This window comes from Rhodanobacter thiooxydans (genome assembly GCF_021545845.1).
Classification (GTDB): domain Bacteria; phylum Pseudomonadota; class Gammaproteobacteria; order Xanthomonadales; family Rhodanobacteraceae; genus Rhodanobacter.
On sequence record NZ_CP088923.1, the window covers coordinates 1,119,947 to 1,140,431 of the forward strand.

Annotated in this window: 17 protein-coding genes and 3 pseudogenes; 9 read left to right on the forward strand and 11 right to left on the reverse strand. The window is 63.1% G+C overall.

The window, feature by feature from the left end; genetic code table 11:
* The first annotated feature begins 453 nt into the window (after window positions 1-453).
* The 6 genes and pseudogenes from LRK53_RS04805 to LRK53_RS04830 all read left to right on the forward strand — a co-directional run bounded on the left by LRK53_RS04805 (window position 454) and on the right by LRK53_RS04830 (window position 5,696).
* Window positions 454-1,548, forward strand: a complete 1,095-nt coding sequence (locus LRK53_RS04805; RefSeq protein ID WP_185754560.1) for a hypothetical protein — start codon at window positions 454-456, stop codon at window positions 1,546-1,548.
* A gap of 200 nt (window positions 1,549-1,748) precedes the next feature.
* A complete protein-coding gene (locus tag LRK53_RS04810; protein ID WP_081666533.1) occupies window positions 1,749-2,171 on the forward strand; it encodes a c-type cytochrome domain-containing protein in 423 nt (140 codons plus the stop codon).
* A 68-nt stretch (window positions 2,172-2,239) separates the two neighbouring features.
* Window positions 2,240-3,308 (forward strand): annotated as a pseudogene (locus LRK53_RS04815) (IS5 family transposase).
* Between the two features lie 339 nt (window positions 3,309-3,647).
* Window positions 3,648-3,980, forward strand: coding sequence for a c-type cytochrome (locus LRK53_RS04820; protein WP_185754669.1), 333 nt, complete (start codon window positions 3,648-3,650; stop codon window positions 3,978-3,980).
* Window positions 3,981-4,275: 295 nt separating this feature from the next.
* Complete coding sequence (locus LRK53_RS04825) at window positions 4,276-5,220, forward strand: IS1595 family transposase (protein ID WP_027493294.1); 945 nt, start codon at window positions 4,276-4,278, stop codon at window positions 5,218-5,220.
* A 29-nt stretch (window positions 5,221-5,249) separates the two neighbouring features.
* Window positions 5,250-5,696 (forward strand): CopD family protein, encoded by a 447-nt coding sequence (locus LRK53_RS04830; RefSeq protein WP_037090060.1) that lies wholly within the window; start codon window positions 5,250-5,252, stop codon window positions 5,694-5,696.
* A gap of 361 nt (window positions 5,697-6,057) precedes the next feature.
* Here the strand turns inward: LRK53_RS04830 and LRK53_RS04835 are convergent.
* Window positions 6,058-7,383, reverse strand: a pseudogene (locus tag LRK53_RS04835) (IS1182 family transposase).
* Window positions 7,384-7,524: 141 nt separating this feature from the next.
* Between LRK53_RS04835 and LRK53_RS04840 the strand changes: the two are divergent.
* The 3 genes and pseudogenes from LRK53_RS04840 to LRK53_RS04850 all read left to right on the forward strand — a co-directional run.
* Window positions 7,525-8,505 carry a DedA family protein/thiosulfate sulfurtransferase GlpE gene (locus LRK53_RS04840; RefSeq protein WP_027493296.1) on the forward strand — a complete coding sequence of 327 codons (981 nt, stop codon included), beginning with the start codon at window positions 7,525-7,527 and terminating at the stop codon, window positions 8,503-8,505.
* Window positions 8,506-8,654: 149 nt separating this feature from the next.
* Window positions 8,655-9,173, forward strand: coding sequence for a single-stranded DNA-binding protein (gene ssb, locus LRK53_RS04845; RefSeq protein ID WP_008434513.1), 519 nt, complete (start codon window positions 8,655-8,657; stop codon window positions 9,171-9,173).
* Between the two features lie 122 nt (window positions 9,174-9,295).
* Window positions 9,296-9,403, forward strand: a pseudogene (locus tag LRK53_RS04850) (integrase core domain-containing protein); the annotation flags it as partial.
* 87 nt (window positions 9,404-9,490) lie between these two features.
* Here LRK53_RS04850 and LRK53_RS04855 read toward each other — a convergent pair.
* From LRK53_RS04855 to LRK53_RS04900, 10 genes are all read right to left on the reverse strand, one after another.
* Window positions 9,491-9,892 (reverse strand): hypothetical protein, encoded by a 402-nt coding sequence (locus tag LRK53_RS04855; RefSeq protein ID WP_235642536.1) that lies wholly within the window; start codon window positions 9,890-9,892, stop codon window positions 9,491-9,493.
* 310 nt (window positions 9,893-10,202) lie between these two features.
* Entirely contained in the window at window positions 10,203-10,670 is a 468-nt protein-coding gene (locus LRK53_RS04860; RefSeq protein ID WP_081666641.1) for a transposase, read from the reverse strand.
* A gap of 16 nt (window positions 10,671-10,686) precedes the next feature.
* The gene (locus LRK53_RS04865) at window positions 10,687-12,192 is read right to left on the reverse strand and encodes an APC family permease (RefSeq protein WP_027493298.1); all 1,506 of its coding nucleotides are present in this window, start codon (window positions 12,190-12,192) and stop codon (window positions 10,687-10,689) included.
* Between the two features lie 169 nt (window positions 12,193-12,361).
* Complete coding sequence (locus LRK53_RS04870) at window positions 12,362-13,828, reverse strand: sugar porter family MFS transporter (RefSeq protein ID WP_081666643.1); 1,467 nt, start codon at window positions 13,826-13,828, stop codon at window positions 12,362-12,364.
* Entirely contained in the window at window positions 13,825-14,781 is a 957-nt protein-coding gene (locus tag LRK53_RS04875) for an SMP-30/gluconolactonase/LRE family protein (RefSeq protein WP_235642537.1), read from the reverse strand. The genes LRK53_RS04870 and LRK53_RS04875 overlap by 4 nt, the downstream gene beginning before the upstream one ends.
* Window positions 14,782-14,804: 23 nt before the next feature.
* Window positions 14,805-15,569, reverse strand: coding sequence for an SDR family NAD(P)-dependent oxidoreductase (locus tag LRK53_RS04880; protein ID WP_051257606.1), 765 nt, complete (start codon window positions 15,567-15,569; stop codon window positions 14,805-14,807).
* Between the two features lie 40 nt (window positions 15,570-15,609).
* Window positions 15,610-16,758 carry a galactonate dehydratase gene (gene dgoD / locus LRK53_RS04885; protein ID WP_027493300.1) on the reverse strand — a complete coding sequence of 383 codons (1,149 nt, stop codon included), beginning with the start codon at window positions 16,756-16,758 and terminating at the stop codon, window positions 15,610-15,612.
* Complete coding sequence (locus tag LRK53_RS04890) at window positions 16,755-17,399, reverse strand: 2-dehydro-3-deoxy-6-phosphogalactonate aldolase (RefSeq protein WP_027493301.1); 645 nt, start codon at window positions 17,397-17,399, stop codon at window positions 16,755-16,757. Before LRK53_RS04890 ends, dgoD begins: the two co-directional genes overlap by 4 nt.
* Complete coding sequence (locus tag LRK53_RS04895) at window positions 17,393-18,337, reverse strand: 2-dehydro-3-deoxygalactonokinase (RefSeq protein ID WP_027493302.1); 945 nt, start codon at window positions 18,335-18,337, stop codon at window positions 17,393-17,395. The genes LRK53_RS04890 and LRK53_RS04895 overlap by 7 nt, the downstream gene beginning before the upstream one ends.
* Before the next feature lie 37 nt (window positions 18,338-18,374).
* A complete protein-coding gene (locus tag LRK53_RS04900) occupies window positions 18,375-20,483 on the reverse strand; it encodes a beta-galactosidase (protein WP_027493303.1) in 2,109 nt (702 codons plus the stop codon).
* Window positions 20,484-20,485: the final 2 nt, after the last annotated feature.

Consider the following 20,485-nt stretch of genomic DNA (forward strand, 5'->3'; position numbering starts at 1 on the left):
AGATGAGCATCAATTCTGTCTGACAGTGGTTGCTTTTGGCAGTGAGATGAGTTTAATCGGGATTTCATCATTGGTGGGCATTTTAAGCTGATGGTGAGGTCCCTGCTATAAATGTGGCGTTGCAACCAACGCATCTGACCTTCCTGAGGGTTTTATGTGATCCATAAAGTGTGATGCATGCATGGATTGCATGATTGATCAGAATGGAAGGGCGGTTTCAAGGTCCACGTGCAACACCCCCATCATGGCCAAGCCTATGATTCGCTGGGAATGGGCCTGTCAACGGCTACGCAAGCGCTGTCGCGCCGTTGACAGCCCCATTCCCCACCTCCTTAGTCACCAAGCTATGATGGGTGCGATCTATCGAGGTGTTGCACGTGGAGTTTGAACCGGCCCTCCATAAAGTGGAATGGCCATTCTCTGATGGTTAAGCAAAATTCACAGGGCGATACAATGAAACAACAAAAGTCATCCGCGCGCATTTTAGCATTGATAATTGGTTTCATAATGATATTGATGCCGTGGTATATAAATGGCCCGCATGCGGCATCTTCATCCGTAGGATTCTGGAATTGTCTCATAACAGGATTCCTGATGGTGTTTGTCGCCATGGTTTCATTAGTGTGGCGCCGCGCGTACTGGCCTGCCTGGGCGTTCCTGGTGCTTGTCCTGTGGACAGCCCTAGGCCCAACGACGCTGAGCTTTACGGAGAAAGAGATATCAGTAATTAATTTGCTGATAGGTGTCGTCGGTCTGTTTGTGTCAGTCGTATGGATACGGCGGGTACTCGGAAGAATTCCTCAAGGCAGGGCTGTCGTTAAAGGTAGAACGTTCCGAGAGTGTTCGAGCAGTGAGCGCATATTGTTTGGTCTTGTGTTGGCGGTCCTTGGGCTCGGCTATAGTATGGCAGTTGGCTATCTGTACATGACGCATACGGGCCTAGATGGAAAGTCAGGGATATCCGTACAAGATCTGGCGATTACGTACTATGGAAATCGTAGCGGCACGCGGTTAGAACAGATGTTGCGGGGACCTATGTCTGGTATGCGGAGCGAGGAGGACCTTAATCAGGTTATTGCTTGGCTCAAGGGCGGCGCAGACGAGAAAGGGTATGACAAAACCGTGCACCCAATCATTGAGCAAAAATGTGCTCGTTGCCACGGCGCAAAGTCGGGGATGGGGTTGCCAGACCTTACGAGTTACGCAGGAATTAAAAGCGTAGCAAAGGTTGATACTGGGATGTCCATCCAGACTCTCGTAAAGCTCTCACATATTCATTTATTCGGCATTGGTTTGGTAACATTCGTTCTAGGATTTGTATTTACCTTTACCACGCTTCCTTCTTGGCTCAAGAATTTGGTTATAGTCGCACCGTTCGCAGCTGTTGTGCTTGATATCGCCACCTGGTTCCTTACAAAATGGGATCCGACATTCGCGTATACCGTTCTGGTGGCGGGTTCAATTATGGGCGCTTCTTGGGGAATCCAGATTTTCACATCATTTTACCAATTGATTTTCGTGAAGCGCGACGATAATTGCGAAGCATGAGCGTTGCAGCGTTCTATATTTGAATTCTCGCAGCGTTGCATTTTCCAGAAGCATTCAATTACTTTCGGTGGTGGCAGTGGTGATAGATATTTTGTTTGACTAAGGCCTTTTTTTAATGTAGATAGTAAAGGCGGGTCCTGTTTGACTCCAGTTTTCCCTCGGACTCTCTGTAATTGAACTCACTATATGAGGAGGGTGTTATGGCCGCACTAAAATTGGTTGCGTTGGCAATCGCCTTACCTATAGCCACAATGGCTTGCTCTCATAGTAGCGTGAGTTTTAAGCGTGATATAAATCCAATTTTTCAGGAAAGCTGTGCAGTCTGCCACAGCCCTGGAGGTCCAGGCTTCGAGAAGAGCGGATTCAGTGTGGCTAGCTATCAGGACATAATGAAGGGAACCAAGTATGGTTCGGTAATCAACCCTGGCTCTAGTGTGGGGAGCACTCTTGTTCGGCTCATTAAGCATCAAGCCGATCCTTCAATAAATATGCCGAAAGAATATTCAATTAGTTTGCAGAGCCATATTAATGTGATCACACCGGGAGGTGGCGCGCGGAGGCTGTCAGATTCAGAGATTGATTTGATCAGTAAATGGGTTGATCAAGGTGCGAAGAACAACTAGCAGGCTGTTGAGAAACCATCGGCCGAGCCGGCTGTCATAGACGCGATCAATAGTAAGGCTACCCCGCGATGCGCCGTCCCGACGTCCAACAACTTGGCATGTTCTCGTACGTTCCGGTGGAAGAGCGTGTTCCGGTCGACCACCCGATCCGCAAGCTGCGCGTGTTGGTAGATACGATACTTGGCGAGTTGGATGGCCTGCCCGCCGAGCGCTATGCCGATGGCGGCCGGCCATCGATTGCGCCCGAGCGCCTGCTTCGTGCTTCGCTGCTGCAGGTGGTCTACAGCGAGCGCCGGCTGATGGAGCAGATGAACTACAACCTGCTGTTCCGCTGGTTCGTGGGCCTGAACATCGACGATGCCGTGTGGGATCACTCCACCTTCTCGTTCAACCGGGATCGCCTGTTCGACGCGCCGATCGTACGGCAGTTCTTTGAGCACACCGTGCTGATGGCGCGCGTGCAGGATCTGGTCAGCGACGAACACTTCTCGGTGGACGGCACGCTGCTGGAAGCCTGGGCCTCGCACAAGAGCTTCCGGCCGAAGGACAGCAGCGGCGGCGATGGCGGGGATTTCCACGGGCAGGCGCGCAGCAACGACACGCACGCCTTCACCACCGATCCCGACGCGCGCCTGATACGCAAGGGCGAAGGCAAGGAAGCCAAGCTGAGCTACCTGGCCAATGCGTTATGGAGAACCGCCATACCCTGGTCGTTGGCGTGGACGTGCGCCACGCCAGTCGCACGGGCGCACGCGATGGCGCGCTCGACCTGCTGGACGCGACGGGCGTGTGCCGTGACGCCACCCTGGGCGCGGACAAAGGCTACGCACGCACGACTTCGTGGAGGCGCTTACGCTTCGAGGCATCAAGCCCCACATTGCGCGCAACACCAAGGGCCGACGCAGCGCCATCGATGCGCGCCAGGCGCGCGGCAAGGGCTATGCGATGAGTCTGCAGGTACGCAAGCGCATCAAGCAGGGCTTCGGCTGGATCAAGACCGTCGGCGGATTGGACAAGCTGCCGATGGTTTCGCTGCCCAAGGTGCGCGGCTGGGTGACGTGGACGTTTGCGGCGTACAACCTGATCCGGCTTGGCGGCATCGGGGAGTGGTGGAACCCATCCCGACATGGGCCATGACAGGAGACGTGCGTCCGACATCCGAAAAACGGCTCCTGTCGAGGCCGCACATGCCCCTGCGTCGGTAGAGAAGGTCTATCACGACGGCTCCGAAAGGAGCATTCTCAACAGCCTGCTAGGCGGTATACAATTAAGACGTTTATATCGTCAAATAACATGGTGCGATAATTCTTGTCTTCATTGCGCTTTATATATGGATTTTAGATGCAAGCGATTTTTTGAATTATCCACTGCATTATTTGTGATTGAACGTTTGGCGCGACGACAGCTGTTTTGTATCAGGCGTGGCATCAGTTTTATCGGTTGCCGTCGATTTTGACCATGAAAGGAGGTTTCACAATGAAATACCGTTATGTATTTATGTTTTCCATGCTTGCGCTTGCGGTTGTTCCGGTGGCATCTGCCGCTGATGGAAAGGGTTTATATGAAGCAAATTGCGCATCCTGCCATGGCGCCAACGCACAAGGCGCATTTCCAGGTGTGCCGGACTTGATAAATAGCGGTCGGTTGAAGCAAGCTGACCCCGCGCTGATTGATCACATCATGAATGGTTTCCAGACGGCGGGTGCAGCGATGGGAATGCCTCCCAAGGGCGGAGACGCAAATTTGACTTCGGATGATGCAAAAGCCATCCTAGTGTTTTTGCGGAGCATACCCGGTACGTCTCGTTAAATGATGAAATGGTGTCCTGATTTAGCGCCGAACTTCAGCTACTGAACTAAATAGAAATGGCGTCACTATGCGGTCTCTTGGCCCGTAAATACCGACCGAGGTCCGCGGTGTCACGGAATGCCGGTGGCGGCATGGTTCCCATACAAATTTTCGGCTGAAGTTCGACGCTAATCAGGAATGGCGTTGTCTGGTATTTCTGGATTCCTGATTAGCCTCGACCCTCAGTCGCCCGTCGCGCGATCTGCGACGCCGCCGGCGGACGATAGCGCCATCGTTGACACCGAGGTAATACACGATGGCCATGAATCTTGTCCAGTTCCAGCCGGGTCTGTCGATGGTGGAGTTCATGCAGCAGTACGGCACCGAAGCGAAGTGCTACCGCGCGCTGTACCGGTCGCGTTGGCCGCAGGGTTTCCGCTGCCCGGCCTGTGACGAGCGTCGGCGCTGCCGGTTCCGCCGAGGCGCACAGGTCTATTACCAGTGCCGCGCGTGTGGGCACCGGACGACCCTCCTCAGCGGCACGATCTTGCAGGCGACCAAGCTGCCGCTGCGCACCTGGATGCTGGCCATCCACTTGCTGACCTCGACCAAGACCGACATGGCGGCGCTGGAGCTGATGTACAAGGCCGCCTGGCGCGTCAAGCACAAGATCATGCGGGCCATGGCCGAGCGCGAGGCGCCGCGCCATTTGTCTGGGTTCGTACAGATCGACGACGCCTATCTGGGCGGGAAATTCAACGGCGGCAAGCCCGGCTGCGGCTCGCCGAACAAGCAGACATTCCTGATCGCGGTGGAGACCGATGTCGGACTGGAGCACCCGGCCCATGCAGTCATCGAGCAGGTGCGTGGCTTCGACGATGAAAGCATCAAGGACTGGCAGGCGCGGTATCTGGCGCCGGATGCCGAGGTCTTCAGGGACGGTCTGTACTGCTTCCGCCGCGTGGCCGACGCCGGCCATGCCCACACGGTGCTGGAAACGACCGGCGGACGAGCGGCCTGCCAGGTGCGCGGGGCACGCTGGGTCAACGTACTGCTGGGTAACGTCAAGCGCGCGATCAGTGGCAGCTACCATGCCATCCGCCAGGGCAAATACGCGCGGCGCTATCTGGCCGAGGCTGCCTACCGTTTCAACCGGCGGTTTCGTCTGCGCGAGATGCTGCCGCGTCTGGCCCGGGCCATGATGCCGTGCAGGCCTCATGCGGAGCCGGTCTTGCGGATGGCCAGCAATTTTCATGGCTGAGGGTCAAGGTAATCAGGTCGAGGTTTGTTATGTATTTGCTAATAAAGACGCTGCATCTACTGTTTGTAATGGCGTGGGTGGCTTCAGTATTTTACTTGCCTCGGATCTTGGTTAACATTGCTGAGGCAGGTGATGAGCTTACGGTGCAAAACCGACTTCAGCTAATGGGGCGGCGGCTGTACGCGTTTGGCAATTTCATGTTCTGCCTGATGTTGTTGTTCGGACTGGCGCTGTGGGAAGGCTGGCGCATCTGGCCGCGTCAGCTCCCTGATGTGACCTCTTCGACTTACTGGATTGATACCAAACTTGGGTTAGTAGCGGTGCTGCTGGTTTATTTTATGTGGGTTGGTCACTTGTTGAAGCTGAATACAGAAGGTGGCGCGCTGCCATCGTCGAAATCCCTTCGCTGGCTCAACGAACTGCCGGTGATTTTGGTGGTGCTAACGATTTATCTGGTGGTAGACAAGCCTTTTTGAGGCAAAGGGACGACGAAACACGTCGACATCGTAAATGCTCGGTGGAGATACCTTGGGCATGACGTCCACGGCCGTTGCGACGCTGCCCTGTATTCACACGCCTGGGATGGTGAGCAATAAGGTCATAGGGTTAGCAGACTGTTGAGAAACTCCCGGCCGTGCGGATTGTCATAGCTGCGAATCTAGGAGCGTGGGCGGTAGGACCGCAAATACCGGGTTGTCAGGCACCCACGGCGCCGCGGCGGGTGACAGCTGAAGAGCATTCGGCGCGAAGCGAGAAGCCGTGGTTGGCGGTTGAGGGGCTACCTACGCCCGTCAGGCGGGCGTCGAATGGGGTGAACGGGGCTCCATCGGCCTTCTTTCATGCCGGCGTCCATCCCATGCGGTGCAGGCGGCGCAAGTTGAGCGCCAGGCACACGAGGTTCCACTTGCCAGTGACGGCGGCGAGGCCGCGCAGGCTGAATTGGCGGAAGCTGAGGGCTTGCTTGATCCAGCCGAAGGTCGGTTCGCTGATGAATTTGCGTCGGCGGTAGTGATCCTTGCCTTCGGCCGTGGCCAGGCGCTCGGCCATGCGTTACGTGGCCGGAAATTTGTCGGGATCGGCCTTGCGTGCCGGCTTGTTTTCCCGCCCCAGTGCGATGCAGGCGGCCATCCCACGGGCTTCCAGTTCGGCGAGGTTGGCTTCACTGGCGTAGCCGGCATCGGCCAAGGTCATGGCGGGCGCGGCGCCGGTGTTGCATCGGACGGCTTCGATCATCGGCAGCAGCTGAGGGTTGTCCGAGCCGTTGGCGTTGAGCGCGGTGGCGACGATGAGGCGACTGTCTTCGTCCACGGCAGCCTGGGCGTTGTAGCCCTGCTGGAAGCCGTCGGCGGTCTTCATGATGCGCGATTCGGCGTCGGTGAAGTTGTCTTGCGCTTTGTCTTCGGGCACGCCGAAGGCACGCTTGCAACGGCCGCCTTTGGGGCCGCGCGTGGGATCGTCGTCACTTCGGCCCGCCTCGTGATCGGCCTCGCGCTGGCGCGCTTCCAGCCGCGCCTTCGCCGCCTGTATGGCTTGCAAGCGCTCGTCGCGTCGCTTACGTTCTTCGGGCAATGCATCGCCGCGGTGGTCCTTGCCGTAGTGCTGGTCTTCCTGGCGATCTTCCACTTCGGCCCGCTTGAGCAGCGCCGCGATCTCCGTCTTCAGGCGCGCCTCTTCCTCGCGCATCCGGCCATAGCTCATCGCCTTGCGCTTGCTCGCGTTGGCCTTGACTTTGGTGCCGTCGATGCCCACGCGCCCCAGCTTCACCAACCCCGCCTCGCGCGCCAGTTGCACCACCGCCACGAACAACATCGAGAACGCCTTCAGATGCACCTGCCGGAACTCGCGGATCGTGCGGTGCGCCGGGAAGTTGCCCGCCGCCAGTACCCGAAACGCCACGTCTTCTTCCAGCCGCTTGGCGATCTTGCGCGAGGAGAACACACCGCTGGCATAGGCGTACACCAGCACCTTCACCATCAGCGCCGGATCGAACGACGGCCGACGCCGGCCGTCGCCCTCGTAGCGAGCGTGGAACACGCTCAAGTCCAGCGCATCCACCGCGTCGGAGACGAAATACGCCAAATGCCCCTCCGGTAGCCAGTCCGTCAGCAACGGCGGCAGCAGCAGGGATTGCTCGGGAGCGTACGGGCGGTAGGTCGTGGCCATGCCGTATTTTACAGGCTGGCGTTTCTACCGCCCTAGGTGCGATGGCGGCCGCCGCTGCCGCGGCGGGGGTTTGCAATAGCGGCGAGGCGGCCCAATCATGGGTTGCCACGACCCGCTGGCCCGCGAGCCGAGAACCGCCCGATGGCCCATGAAATCATTGCGCTGATCGCCGAATACGGCGTGCTGCTGGTGTTCCTCAATGTGCTGCTGACCCAGCTCGGCGCACCGCTGCCGGCGGTGCCGACCCTGGTGGTGGCCGGGGCGCTGGCGGCGGGCGGGCAGGTGGCGCCGGCGGGGGCGATCGGCGCGGCGGTGGCGGGCGCGGTGCTGGGCGACCTGGCGTGGTTCACCGCCGGCCGGCGCTACGGCGCCGGGGTGATGCGCCTGCTGTGCCGCATTTCGCTGTCGCCGGATTCGTGCGTGGCGCGTTCCGAGCTGCACTTCCAGCGCTGGCGCGGTGGGGTGCTGCTGATCGCCAAGTTCGTGCCGGGGCTGTCGACGGTATCGTCTTCGCTGGTCGGCGCGATGGGCCTGCGGCTGCCGGTGTTCGCGCTGTTCGACGGGCTGGGCTCGCTGTGGTGGGCCACTCTGGCGGTCGGGCTCGGCTACCTGTTCGCCGCGCAGGTCGATAGCCTGCTGGCCACCATCGCCAGCGCCGGCACCTTGGCGATCGAGCTGATGGCGGGGCTGCTGACGCTCTACGTGCTGCTGCGCTGGTGGCGGCGCCAGCGCCTGCTGCGCACGCTGCGGATGGCGCGCATCTCGGTGGACGAGCTGTACCGCGAGATCGCCGACGGACATGCCCCGGTGGTGGTCGACGTGCGACCGGCGCAGACGCGCCAGCTCGATACGCGGGTGGTGCCCGGCGCGCTGCTGGTCGACGATGGCGGCCTTGACCAGCTGCTGCACGGCATACCGCTGGACCGCGAGCTGGTGGTCTATTGCAACTGCCCGAATGAGGTCTCCGCGGCGCGGGCGGCGAAGCTGCTGATGGCCCAGGGTTACCGGCGGGTGCGCCCGCTGCAGGGCGGCCTGGAGGCGTGGGACGCCGCCGGCTACGGCGTGGAGCGTCTGCCGGAGACGGCTGCGGCGACCTCGCCCCCCGACGGCGCGCGGGCCTGAGCCGACCGCCGGGGCCGCCCGCGGCTGGCAAGGGCGCGGGTCGGTGGCCGCTGGATTCGTCGACCGCCGCGGTTATCATAGCCAGCCCGATCCATCACTCCGGGCGCAACCCAACGCAGACTTGCGGCCGGCTCAACGAGGACACTCCCATGGCACGTGGCGTCAACAAAGTCATCCTGGTCGGCAACCTTGGCGCGGACCCCGAAATGCGCCACACCGGCGGCGGTACCGCCATCTGCAGCTTCAACCTGGCCACCACCGAGTCGTGGACCGACAAGCAGAGCGGCGAGAAGCAGGAGCGTACCGAATGGCATCGGGTGAAGATCTTCGGCCGGCTGGCCGAGATCGCCGGCGAATACCTGAAGAAGGGCCGCCAGGTCTATATCGAAGGTTCGCTGCGCACCGACAAGTACACCGACAAGCAAGGCATCGAGCGCTACTCCACCGACATCATCGCCAGCGACATGCAGATGCTCGGTGGCCCCGGCGGTGAAGGCGGCGCCGGCGGCGGCTACCAGCGCGAGCGCCCGCAGGGTGGCCAGCGCCAGGGCGGCGGCAGCTACGGTGGTGGCCAGTCGCGCGGCGGCGACTATGGCAACGCGCCGAGCCAGTCCCCGGCGCCGGCTCCGGCCGACAACGGCTTCGCGGACGACGATATTCCGTTCTAGGACATACCTTAGGCCGTCCTTGTACTGATTCCGTCCATAAACCCCCGATCTTTCGGGGGTTTTTCGTTTCTAGGATTGGACGTTCTTGAGGCGATTCCCGCCCTGGATCCTCGCCTAAGCAGCACGCCCGCACCGAGATCGAACGTTGGCGCCGCGAGTACAACGAAGAACGACCAAAGAAGGCGTTGGGCGGGCTGACACCCGCCGCCTACGCGAAGCAGTTACAGTGAACCCGGACTCTAAACTGTCCCGCTACTCAAAGCGGGGGACGTCGCGCCACTAGCTGGCGTAGCGACGCCGTCGCTCAAGACGCTTAGTCATTTACATGCAATGCCCGTCACGTTCTTGGTTTGGCTAGCTCCGCCAAAGGGAACCATGCCTCCAACAAATTGCGAATTGCCACCAATGATCAGGCTCAAGTCGTACTCCCAAAATATAAGCAGATTACCGCGTCCCGCGTAGCGAGCGATGCCGACAAATCGGGAATCCAGATCGACTCTACCCTCAACATGACCCTTAGCTTGGATCTTGATCTTGCTGTCTGGGAAGTCAGCAACAGGAATGCTCTCCTTCAAAGGCTCCCCAGCTAACCGGCCGGCAGGGTATAGGACTAGTCCTAACGTGTTCTGCCCCCAGGGGAGATTTGCAAGAGGAACCACGATATCGCGATCTGTGCAGTTCCATACCTGCAAGTCGAAGTAGTGTCGACCGTTCTCCACGGTGACTCCCACGGGCCGAACTAAGGAGGTTTGGCCGTAAGCGTAGGTCACCGAGAGTATGAATAGAATCAGAGCGCATATGGATCTATTCATAGAAATTCTTCCTGAGCCAGTTTTCATATCGTCCCTTCATATCTTCTTCACGAACAATTCGGTCCTCAATGGCCTTACGGCACTGATCGCACGACTTCAGCGCAGCCAGTTTTTTCCGCAGACAATCCAGTTCCTTGCTATGAGCCCTGACTTCGGATTTGTAGGTATCTACCATTGAACCTAGATATACTAAGCTGAAAGAAAGTGTCCGAACGTGTCAGGCGGCATAGCGGACGGCAGGATGTTGAAAGAAGCCACGTACCAGGGCGGGACTTTTCTGTAGAGAGCGCAGGAAAGCCATGGCGTGACGCTTGAGATGATCGGGCCCGCTCAAGGCCAACCGGCCGAGCTTGTGCCGTTTGAGGTGATTCCACACCAGCTCGTCCGGATTCAGGTCCGGGCTGTACGGCGGCAACTGGAACAAACGCAGTTGTCCTTGCGTGCTGGCGACAAACTGTTTCACGGCGCGCGAACGGTGCACCGGATGACCATCGACGATGAGGAAGACAGGGCTGTCACGATGGACCATGAGCCGCTTGAGGAAGTCGATGAACTTGGCCGTCGTCAGGGTTCCCGGACAGCAGGCGAACCGCAACTCGCCGCGCGTGCTGACCGCCGAAATGAAGTTCGGAGGCGCAATAATTACGCCCGGAGCCGTGCGAATTTCGCAGCGGAGAACGGCCATACCATCGACGACGGCATCACTCCGCGTCGGCCTGTTCCGGACAGGCCGGGTTTTGCCGGTCAGCTGTTTCGCCCGGGATATCGGGCCAGGAGTTGGGCGAGACCTGTCCGGCTTGCTGTTGGCCGCGGCGGTAAAACATCAGCCCGACGCCGATCAGCAGCACCGAGCCGCCCACCACCTTGAGCAGGAACAGGCCGGGGCTGCTGTTGTCGGCAGGTGGAATCATCGAGGTGACGATCGCCAGCAAGGTAACTGTGAAACCGGTCAGCCCGACCAGCCAGCAGCCGAGGGTGCCACCGGGGGACAAGTTGACGCCTTCGTTGCGACCGGCGGCGCGGTGGCGCAACAGCGGGAATGCCAGCAGGATGTACAGCAGAGGCAACAGCGACATGATGGCGGTCATGTCGACCAGGATGATGTAGGCCTCGTGGATGCTAGAGCCGGACAGCGCAGCCGTCAGCACCAGTGACGTCAGGATGCCCTGGGTAATCAAGGCCACATGGGGCGTGCCGTACCTGGGGTGCAGACGCCCCAGCGCGGCGGGCAGATAGCGGTCGACGCCGACCACGAAGGGCAGGCGCGCCGTACCCGTGATCCACGCGGAGATGGAGCCGATCGTGCCGATCGTGACGAGCCCTGCGGTCAGCGGCCCGAACATCGGCAGGCCGATCCGTTCTCCGATTGCAGACAGTGCCTGGGGAATGCCGGCGATGATGTCGATCGTCGACGCGGGCAGCGCGATCAGCAAGGATGCGGTGCCGGCGATATAGATGGCGGCAATCACCACGCAGGAAATCAGCGTGGCGCGCGGAATCTGCCGGCGGGGATCCCTGATTTCTCCGCCGAGTATCAACCCGAGTTCAAGGCCCTGGAAGGCGAGGGCGATCGTCGCGAAGGTGGAAAAGGTCGCGAGCTTGCCGAAGTCGGGCATCACGTTCGCTGCGGTGATCGTCGTGGCCTGGCCGAGCCGGTACGTGGCCACGGCGCCCGCGGCGAGGATGAGTGCCGCTGCCGACCAGGTCGCGATGCCGCCGATGTTCTGCAGCCACTTGACGCGTTCGAGGCCGAAGATGCCCAGCCCGGTCGCGGCCCACAGCACCGTCAGGCAGTACACGAGGTGGTAGCCGCTGTCGCCGGCATGCGCCAGCCAGCGGTCGCCGCCGACATGGAGAAAGATGCCGGCGCTGAACAGCAGCGCGAACGGGAAATAGACCAGGTTGGAGACCCAGTAAGTCCAGCCGGCGATAAAGCCATGCATGTCGCCGAATGCCGTCTTCGACCACAGGTACAGGCCGCCTTGTCCGGGTACGCGCGAGCTCAGCTCCAGCACCGCGAGGGCCAGCGGGATGAAAAAGCCAATGAGTCCCAGCAGCCAGAGAACCAGGCTTGAAGGCCCGACCTGTGCCGCCATCGACAGCCAGCGCAACGCGACGATCGCCGCGATGTTGAACAGCACCAGATCCCACGTTCCCAGCACGCGACGCAGGCCCGGTTCGTTCTTTGCTGCTTGTGTTGTGGCCATCGTGCGCCTCCCGAAGCATGGGCAGTGGATTCGACGGCGGAGCGCGGCGCCGGCAGGGAACGAACAGGCCAGGCCCGGCGTATCCGTTGGCGACAGGGGTTGCGGCAGGTCCTGTCGGCAGGGCATTTCCCCGCCGCGCATCCACGTCACCGCCGCGCGTTCGTTCCAGTCAGGGAGCGGTGCCTTCCAGGCGGGTTTCCAGCTTGCCGACGCCGGATGATGCGGTGGTCTGTTCCGTCCATGGTTTGCTGCCGATCAAGCGCAATGGCTGGCCGGCCATCAGGTTGCGCTCGATCTGCTCCAGCGTGACGCCCTTGGTTTCCGGGACCAGCCAGAAGGTCAGCGCGATGAACACCAGGTTGAGCGCGCCGTAGAGCCAGAAGGTGGCGGCGTGGCCGATGCCGTTGAGCAGGCTGAGGAAGGTGGCGCCGACGATGAAGTTGCCGATCCAGTTGGCGAAGGTCGAGGCGCCGATGCCGAAATCGCGGCCCTTCAGCGGCTGTATCTCCGAGCACAGGATCCAGATCAGCGGACCGGCGGACATCGCGAAGCCGACGATGAAGAAGAGCAGCATGACGACGGTGAAGATCTGCTCGCTGCGGGTGGCGATGCCCAGGTGCATCATCGTGCCGACGATGCCCAGGCTGACAGCCATGATCAGGAAGCCGACGTAGAGGATCGGCTTGCGACCCAGGCGGTCGACCAGGCCGATGGCGATGAAGGTGGCCAGCACGTTGGTCAGGCCCACGATCACCGTACTCCACATCTGCGTGCTGGTGCCGAAGCCGACGTTTTCGAATACGCGCGGCGCGTAGTACATCATCACGTTCATGCCGGTGAGCTGCTGCATGATCTGCAGCAGCACGCCCAGGCCTACCGAACGGCGGAAGTTGCGGTTCTCCAGGAACATGTGCCAGCCGCGCTGGGGCGCGCGCAGCTGCTCCTGGATGTCGGCCGCCTCGCGCTCGACCAGCGCCGGGTTGCCGCGCAGCCGGGACAGCACAGCCAGCGCCTCGTCGCGGCGCCCTTTCATCATCAGCCAGCGCGGGCTGTCGGGCAGCGCGAACACGCCGAGCAGGAACAGCGCGCCGGGGATGGCGATGATGCCCAGCATCCAGTGCCAGTTGCCGCTGTAGCTGAAGACAGTGTCGGACAGGAACGCCAGCAGGATGCCGATGGTGATCATCAGCTGGTACAGCGAGACCATCGCACCGCGGATGCGCTCCGGAGCGATCTCCGCCAGGTACATCGGCGCGGTGAAGGTGAGCACGCCGATGGACACACCCAGTGCCAGGCGCGAGATCAGCAGCATGGACACCGTGTCGGACGCGCCGCAGGCGACCGAGGCCAGCACGAACAGCAGCGAGCCGGCGATCAGCGAGCGCTTGCGGCCCAGGTGGGAAGACAGCCAGCCCGCGGCTACGGCGCCGACCGCCGCGCCCAGCATCATCCAGCTGACGATGTGCTCCAGGGTGCTGTCGGAAATGCCGAAGTCCTTCTGGATGAACTGGGTGGCGCCGGAGATGACGCCGATGTCGAGGCCGAACATCAAGCCGGCCAGGGCACCCAGGATGCAGGTGAATACGGCGGTGGCCCTGGGATGGGCGGCGGCCGGTGGTGCGATGATGGCGTTCATGGGTTTCTCCCCGGATGGATGCGGTGGCGTCTGTGCGACCTGGCTTGCTGCTGGTTCGGCGGATCCCGGTGCATGGCAACGGATGGCACCCCGGCGAAGCGTGGCTCGGGCAGGCCGTGCGCGCCGACACGCGCGGCAAACAGCGCACCGGCCAGCGGGTCGCGTGCCAGCGTGACGGAGTCGAGGCCGTCGTGGGCGCTGGTGACGTAGAGCGTGTCGAGCGCGGCGCCGCCGAAGGCGGGCCGGGTCGGTTGGCGCGTAGGCACAGGCACGATACGGTCTTCGCGGCCGTCGGGCCGGTAGCGCACCACGCGGCTCATGCCCCATTGCGCGTTCCAGAGTGAACCATCGGCATCGACGCACGAGCCGTCCGGCTCGCCTGCAACGTCCCCTAGATCCGCGAACAGATGCGGCGTGCCAAGCGTGTCGCCATACGCGCAGCACTGGATGTTGCGCGACAACGAATCGCAGTAGTACATCGTCGTGCCCTCGGGACTGAAGGCGATGCTGTTGCTGATGGCGACATTCGGCAGTGCGAGCCGTTCCAGGCTGAGGTCGACGTCGAGCCGCCAGAAACTGCCGAGCGCCTGCCTGCTGCCTTCAGCGGGTTCGTGCATTGTGCCGAACACGAAGCGACCCTGGCGATCGCAGGCGCCATCATTGCAGCGCGTGGGTAGCCCGGGTTCGACCTGGTGCAGCGTCTGCAGTTGGTTGTCGGCGAGACGGAAAAACGCCAGCTGCGAGGCCAGCGCCAGCAGCAGCCAGCCGTCGGTTTCGCACAGTGCGAACGAGGCCAGGCGTTCGGGCATCGGCCACTGTTCCAGCGCGCCACTGGCAGGGTGAAGACGGTACAGCATGGCGCGCTGGATGTCGGTCCAGTAAAGCGCCTGGGCGCGCTCGCACCAAACGATGCCTTCGCCCAAAGCATTGCCGGCATCCAGCGCGACATCCACCGCTGCCGGTACGGTCGGGGCGGTCATACCCAGCCGCCGTCCACGATGAAATCCTGCCCGGTACACATGCGGCTGTCGTCGGCGGCGAGGAACAGGGCGGCGCGTGCCAGGTCGTCCGCCATCAGAAAGCCTGGCATGCACTGGGTGCGCGCAATTTCCTCACGGCCAGCATCATCCAGCCACAAGCGCGCCTGCTTGGCGGTAATTACCCAGCCCGGCACCAGGCTGTTGATGCGGATGCGCTGCTGGCCGAGTTCGCGCGCCATGCCGTTGACGAAACCGTGCACGGCCGCCTTGGCCATTGCGTAGAGCGGGTAGCCCGCGTTCTTTTTCATCCAGCCGGTAGAGCCCAGGCAGATAATCGAGCCGCCGCCGAGCTGGCGCATGTCGGGGATCACCGCCCGCGTGGTGAAGATCTGGTGGCGCAGGTTCACCGCCACGTTGTGCTCGAAATCGGCCGGGTCGATGTCGGCCAGTGCATGGCGTGTGTCGTTGGCTGCGTTGTTGACCAGGACGGCGATGGGTCCGATCCGCGCGCGGGCGGCGGCGACCGCCGCCTGCAGCGCGCCCAGGTCGGTGAGATCGCAGTGCAGATAGTGCGGTGCATGCGGCACGTCGGCCAGCGATGCGCATAGCGACGCGGCACCGGCATCGTCCATGTCGAGAAAGGCTACCCGCGCACCCTGGCGAGCGAAACCTTCGACAAAGGCCGCGCCGATGCCGCTGGCGCCGCCGGTGATCAGTACGCTGCGCTCGACCAGGCTGGGATAGGTGGCGAACGAAGGCATCAGCAGGCTCCGCGATCGGTGGATGGTACCGTTGTCGTGCTCACCATTCGGCGACGCTGCCGTCGTCGTGGCGCCACAGCGGATTGCGCCAGCGGTGGCCGACCTTGGCGCGCTCGATGACGTAGGCTTCGTTGATCTCGATGCCGAGGCCCGGGCCGCCGGGAATCGCGACGTAGCCGTCCTTATAGGCAAATACATTGCGGTCGGCCACGTAGTCGAGCAGATCGTTGGCAGCGTTGTAATGGATGCCCAGGCCCTGCTCCTGGATGAAGGCGTTGTGGCACACCGCGTCGAGCTGGAGATTTGCCGCCAACGCGATTGGACCGAGCGGGCAGTGCAATGCAAGCGCCACGTCGTAGGCCTCGGCCATGGCCGCGATCTTGCGTGTTTCGGTGATGCCGCCGGCATGCGAGGGGTCGGGCTGGATGACGTCGACGCCACCCATCTGCAGCACGCGCTTGAAGTCATAGCGCGTATACAGCCGTTCCCCCAGCGCGATCGGTGCCGAGGTGATATTGGCGAGCTCCGGAATCGCATCCAGATGCTCGGAAAGTACGGGTTCCTCGATAAACATCAGCTTGTACGGCGCCAGTTCCCGCACCAGTACCTTGGCCATCGGCTTGTGCACGCGACCGTGGAAATCGACAGCCAGGCCGATGTGCGGGCCGACAGCCTCGCGCACGGCCTGCACGTTCGCCAGCACGCGCTCGACCTTGGCGTGACTGTCGATGAAGTGCATCTCTTCGGTGCCATTCATCTTGACCGCGGTGAAGCCGCGGTCGACCGCGGCCCTGGCTGCCCTGGCCGTGTCCGCCGGGCGGTCGCCGCCAATCCACGAATACACGCGGATACGCTCGCGCACCGGACCGCCTAGCAACTCGTGCACCGGTACGCCGAGATGCTTGCCCTTGATGTCCCACAGCGCCTGGTCGACGCCGGCGATGGCACTCATCAGGACGGGGCCGCCGCGATAGAAGCTGCCGCGGTACATCACATTCCACAGATCCTCGATATGGCGTGGGTCCTTGCCGACCAGGTAATCGGAAAGTTCGTCGACCGCGGTGGCCACGGTGTGTGCGCGGCCTTCCACCACCGGCTCGCCCCAGCCGCAGATGCCGGCATCGGTGTCGATGCGCAGGAACAGCCAGCGCGGCGGCACCAGGAACGTAGTGAGTCGGGTGATCTTCATGCGTGATGTTCCTTTGAGCTTGTCGTGATGGCGGCCCAGGCCTGTGCGAAGGAAAGCGTGCGGCGGCTGAGTTCGCCGAGTTCGATGCCAGGCGCAAAGAGCGACGAGCCAAGGCCGAACCCGCGGGCGCCAGCGGCAACCCATGGCGCCATGTTGTCGGCAGTGATGCCGCCGACGGGCAGCACCGGCACATCGCGGGGCAGCACCGCGCGCCAGGCCTTGAGCCCCTGCGGCGTTACCTGGTCGGCGGGGAAGAGCTTCAACCCGTCGGCGCCGGCGTCCAGCGCGCTGAACGCTTCGGTGGGCGTGGCGACGCCGGGCATGCAGAGCATGCCTGCCTGCCTGGCGGCGCGAATGACGGCGGTGTCCGCATGCGGCATTACCACCAGCCGGCCGCCCGCCGCGGCGAGCTCGTCGACCTGTGCCGCGGTCATGACGGTGCCCGCGCCGATGAGGCAGTCCTTGCCCAGCGCCTGGGCGATGTTGCGGATGCTGTCGAACGGCTGCGGCGAGTTCAGCGGCACTTCCATGATGCGGAAGCCGGCCTGGGCGAGTGTCTGGCAGACGGCAACGGCCTCGTCGGGACGGATGCCGCGAAGGATCGCGACCAGGGGCAGCCGTTCAAGCCATGTGTTCAGCACGATGCGAATTCCCCGGGCGCCAGCCGCCCATGACGATGGATGAGGCCGATCTGGCCGGCGACTTGCCAGAGTCCGTATGCGGCGGCGTCGATGATCGGCTCCTGCAGCGTGATGCCGAAGTGGGTCGCCGTCCGCCGGTAGCGGTCGCACAGTGCCGCATCACCGATCAGCTGGAATCGCTCGTCGGCGCGGAAGCGGTGTCCGGCGAGGGCCGAGCGGAATTCCTCGCCGATCAGCAGGCCGGACAGGTATTCGGATACGGCGCCTGGCGCCAGCTCGCCATCGAGCATCAGCGATCGCGCGGAGAACAGGCGGCCCAGCATGCCCTGCGCGCCGCTGTCGCGCGCTGCCGTCACGCCGCGTTCGAACGCGTGTGGCGTCGCCGGGGCGTCGCTTGCGCCGGTGCCGAGGATCGAATGGTTCCACAGCAGCGAAAACAGTTCGCCGGTCATGTGGGTGCGGAAGTCGGTTACCGCGCCACCGTCCACGGTGGCCCACTTGCTGTGCGTGCCCGGCAGGATCCAGTGGGAGCGGGTAGCCAGCATCGGCTGCAGCGCGATGGCTCCGAGGATTTGCGTTTCCTCGCCACGCATCAGGTCGGGGCCGCGCGCGTTGCGCAGTCCGGGCACGATATGGATGTCCAGGCCATCGGGGCCACGAAGGCGCCCGGCCGCGGCGCCGAGTCCGTCGACGCTTGCCGGAAGGTCGATGTAGGGCACCTCAAGCCAGCCGTGGCGGCTGCCGACCATGCCGCACGCGACGCGTGGCAGCATGGGCCATCCTGCGGTGATGCCGGCCAGGGCGGCGCCGAAGCCCCCGTCGGGAAGATTGCGGATGCCCCATGGCTGCGTGCGCACGGCGAGAACCCGCCCGGCGTCGTCGATCCGGTAGGCGCGCAGCCGGGTAGTGCCCCAGTCCAGTCCGATCAGGCCGCTCATGGGCAGGCATCCCGCCACTGGCCGGGCACGCTGCGCGTCATGGCGACGGCTCCTTCCACACCAGCACCTGCGCCGGTGCCAGCGGCATCCGGCCATGCACGATCCGCGCGCCGGCGGGGAGCCGCAGTTGGAACGGCTTGGGGTTGTAATTGACCAGGAAGCCGTAACCGCCGCGCCAGTCCAGGAACACCCCGGTGGGCAGGTCCTCGATCGCCACGCCGGCATGCTGGTACACGCTGCGCACGATCTCGCGCTCCAGCGTGCCGTCGTCGGTGGAGACGCCGATCATGGTGACCGTGCCCTTGCCCAACCGGCGCGTCGTCGCGGCCGCCTTGCCCGCGTAGTAGTGGTCGGCATAGGTGGCGAGCACTTCGGTGCCGGGACGCGGCGAAAGGATGTCGGCCCAGCGGTGCCAGTCGTGCGTCTTGCCTTCGGCGGAAACCTTGCCATCGGCGCTCTGCGGCAGCATGTCGAAGCCCTCCACGTCGTCACCGATGAGGTCGAGGATCGGTGCCGCCCAGGGGCCCTCATGGAAATGGCCCGACGCGTTCTTCTGTCCGCTGCGGCTGGTCAGGATCAGGTGCCCGCCCTGTTCCACGTAGTGGCGCCATTTCGCCGCCAGCGCGTCGCCCACCATCTGGTACGCCGGTGCGATGAGGAACGGGTAGCGCCCGAAATCGTCGTCCGCGGCGATGAAGTCCATCGGCGCGCCGGTGCTCTTCACCGCCAGCGTGTAGCCGTTACGGTACGACCAGCTGTTCCACAGGCTGGTTTGCGGCTGGATCTCCAGGTCCCAGAACACGTCGTGGCTCCACAGGTAGCCGGTGCTGCGCGCTGCCATGCGGGCCGGCAGCAGGGCGTGGTCGTCGAGCTTCGGCTCCAGCGCCTTGATCGCGTGCACGGTGTCGGCGAATTCGCGACCCGTGCGCGAAAGCGTCACGCCATCGGTGCCGACGATGCCCTCGTGGTACATCTCGCTGCCGCGCAACGGATGGCGGTAGCGGTAGGTGCCGAGCAGCGAAGCGCCGGAGGCGAACGCATGCCACATCCACATGCTGACAGCGCCGGGCATCGGCTGCGGGTTGATCCCGCCCCAGTTCACCTGGCCCGGCTGCAGCTCCATCACGCCGAACGTGCCGCTGATGGGGCGGAAATACGCGGCGGCCTCCATCAGGTTGGCCGGCTTGCCGATCGCGTAGCTGTCGCCGCCGAGGCTGTTGGCGCCGGCCACCGGGTACAGCGTGAAGGTGGGAAAGTCCAGGCCGTGGCTGCGGCGCGGATCGGTGGCGGTGGTGACGTTGGTGTAGTTGGTGGTCACCCATTGCCCGGGGGCATGCTGCCGGATGATCGCGGCCTGCGCATCGAGGAAGCGCGCGGTGGTGTCCGCCTGGAAGCGGGCGAGGTCCAGCAGCGCGTGCGGGCTCAGCTTGTCCTCGGCAGCCAGCGTCGCGTTGGGCAGCAGCACCTGCTCGAAGCTGGTGTAGCGGCTGCTCCAGAACGAGCCGCCCCACGCGGCGTTCATCGCCTCGATGCTGCCGTACTTTTCGCGCAGCCAGCGCCGGAAGGCGTCGCGCGCGCTGTCGCTGTAGTCGGCGAAGCTGCTGGGCTCGTTGTCGACCTGCCAGCCCCAGACGCGGCGGTCATGGCCGTAGTGCTGCGCCATCGCGGTCACCAGCCGGGCGACGAAGGCCTGGTAGCGCGGATTCGACAACGACACCTCCGCGCGAATGCCGTGCTCGTGGCGCTGGCCGTGTTCGTCGACGCGGTAGACCTCCGGGTAGCGTTCGCCCATCCAGGCAGGCGGGGCGGCCGAGGGCGTGCCCAGGATGACGCGCAGCCCCGCCTTGTTGGCCAGGTCGATGGCGTCGTCGAGCCACTGGAAATCGAAGCGGCCTTCCTCCGGCTCGAGGTAGGTCCAGCCGAATTCCCCCATGTGGGTGAAATCGAAACCGAGCCTGGCGATGCCGTCCAGGTCGCGCCGCCACTGCTCGCGCGGCCATTGCTCCGGGTAATAGAACGCACCGAAACTCATCGGCTCGCGCTGGTGCAGCAGGGCTGCGCCCCGCGCCTGCGACCGGCTGCCGGCAGCGGCACCGGAGATCATCACGACGGTGGTCAGGGCTGCTGCGAACAAAGGCCGAAGCATGG

Bases quoted from the DNA above. Each gene is read 5' to 3' on its own strand.
- LRK53_RS04805 (WP_185754560.1), top strand. From the start codon at position 454: ATGAAACAACAAAAGTCATCCGCGCGCATTTTAGCATTGATAATTGGT.
- LRK53_RS04810 (WP_081666533.1), top strand. From the start codon at position 1,749: ATGGCCGCACTAAAATTGGTTGCGTTGGCAATCGCCTTACCTATAGCC.
- LRK53_RS04820 (WP_185754669.1), top strand. From the start codon at position 3,648: ATGAAATACCGTTATGTATTTATGTTTTCCATGCTTGCGCTTGCGGTT.
- LRK53_RS04825 (WP_027493294.1), top strand. From the start codon at position 4,276: ATGGCCATGAATCTTGTCCAGTTCCAGCCGGGTCTGTCGATGGTGGAG.
- LRK53_RS04830 (WP_037090060.1), top strand. From the start codon at position 5,250: ATGTATTTGCTAATAAAGACGCTGCATCTACTGTTTGTAATGGCGTGG.
- LRK53_RS04840 (WP_027493296.1), top strand. From the start codon at position 7,525: ATGGCCCATGAAATCATTGCGCTGATCGCCGAATACGGCGTGCTGCTG.
- ssb (WP_008434513.1), top strand. From the start codon at position 8,655: ATGGCACGTGGCGTCAACAAAGTCATCCTGGTCGGCAACCTTGGCGCG.
- LRK53_RS04860 (WP_081666641.1), bottom strand. From the start codon at position 10,670: ATGGCCGTTCTCCGCTGCGAAATTCGCACGGCTCCGGGCGTAATTATT.
- LRK53_RS04865 (WP_027493298.1), bottom strand. From the start codon at position 12,192: ATGGCCACAACACAAGCAGCAAAGAACGAACCGGGCCTGCGTCGCGTG.
- LRK53_RS04870 (WP_081666643.1), bottom strand. From the start codon at position 13,828: ATGAACGCCATCATCGCACCACCGGCCGCCGCCCATCCCAGGGCCACC.
- LRK53_RS04880 (WP_051257606.1), bottom strand. From the start codon at position 15,569: ATGCCTTCGTTCGCCACCTATCCCAGCCTGGTCGAGCGCAGCGTACTG.
- dgoD (WP_027493300.1), bottom strand. From the start codon at position 16,758: ATGAAGATCACCCGACTCACTACGTTCCTGGTGCCGCCGCGCTGGCTG.
- LRK53_RS04895 (WP_027493302.1), bottom strand. From the start codon at position 18,337: ATGAGCGGCCTGATCGGACTGGACTGGGGCACTACCCGGCTGCGCGCC.
- LRK53_RS04900 (WP_027493303.1), bottom strand. From the start codon at position 20,483: ATGCTTCGGCCTTTGTTCGCAGCAGCCCTGACCACCGTCGTGATGATC.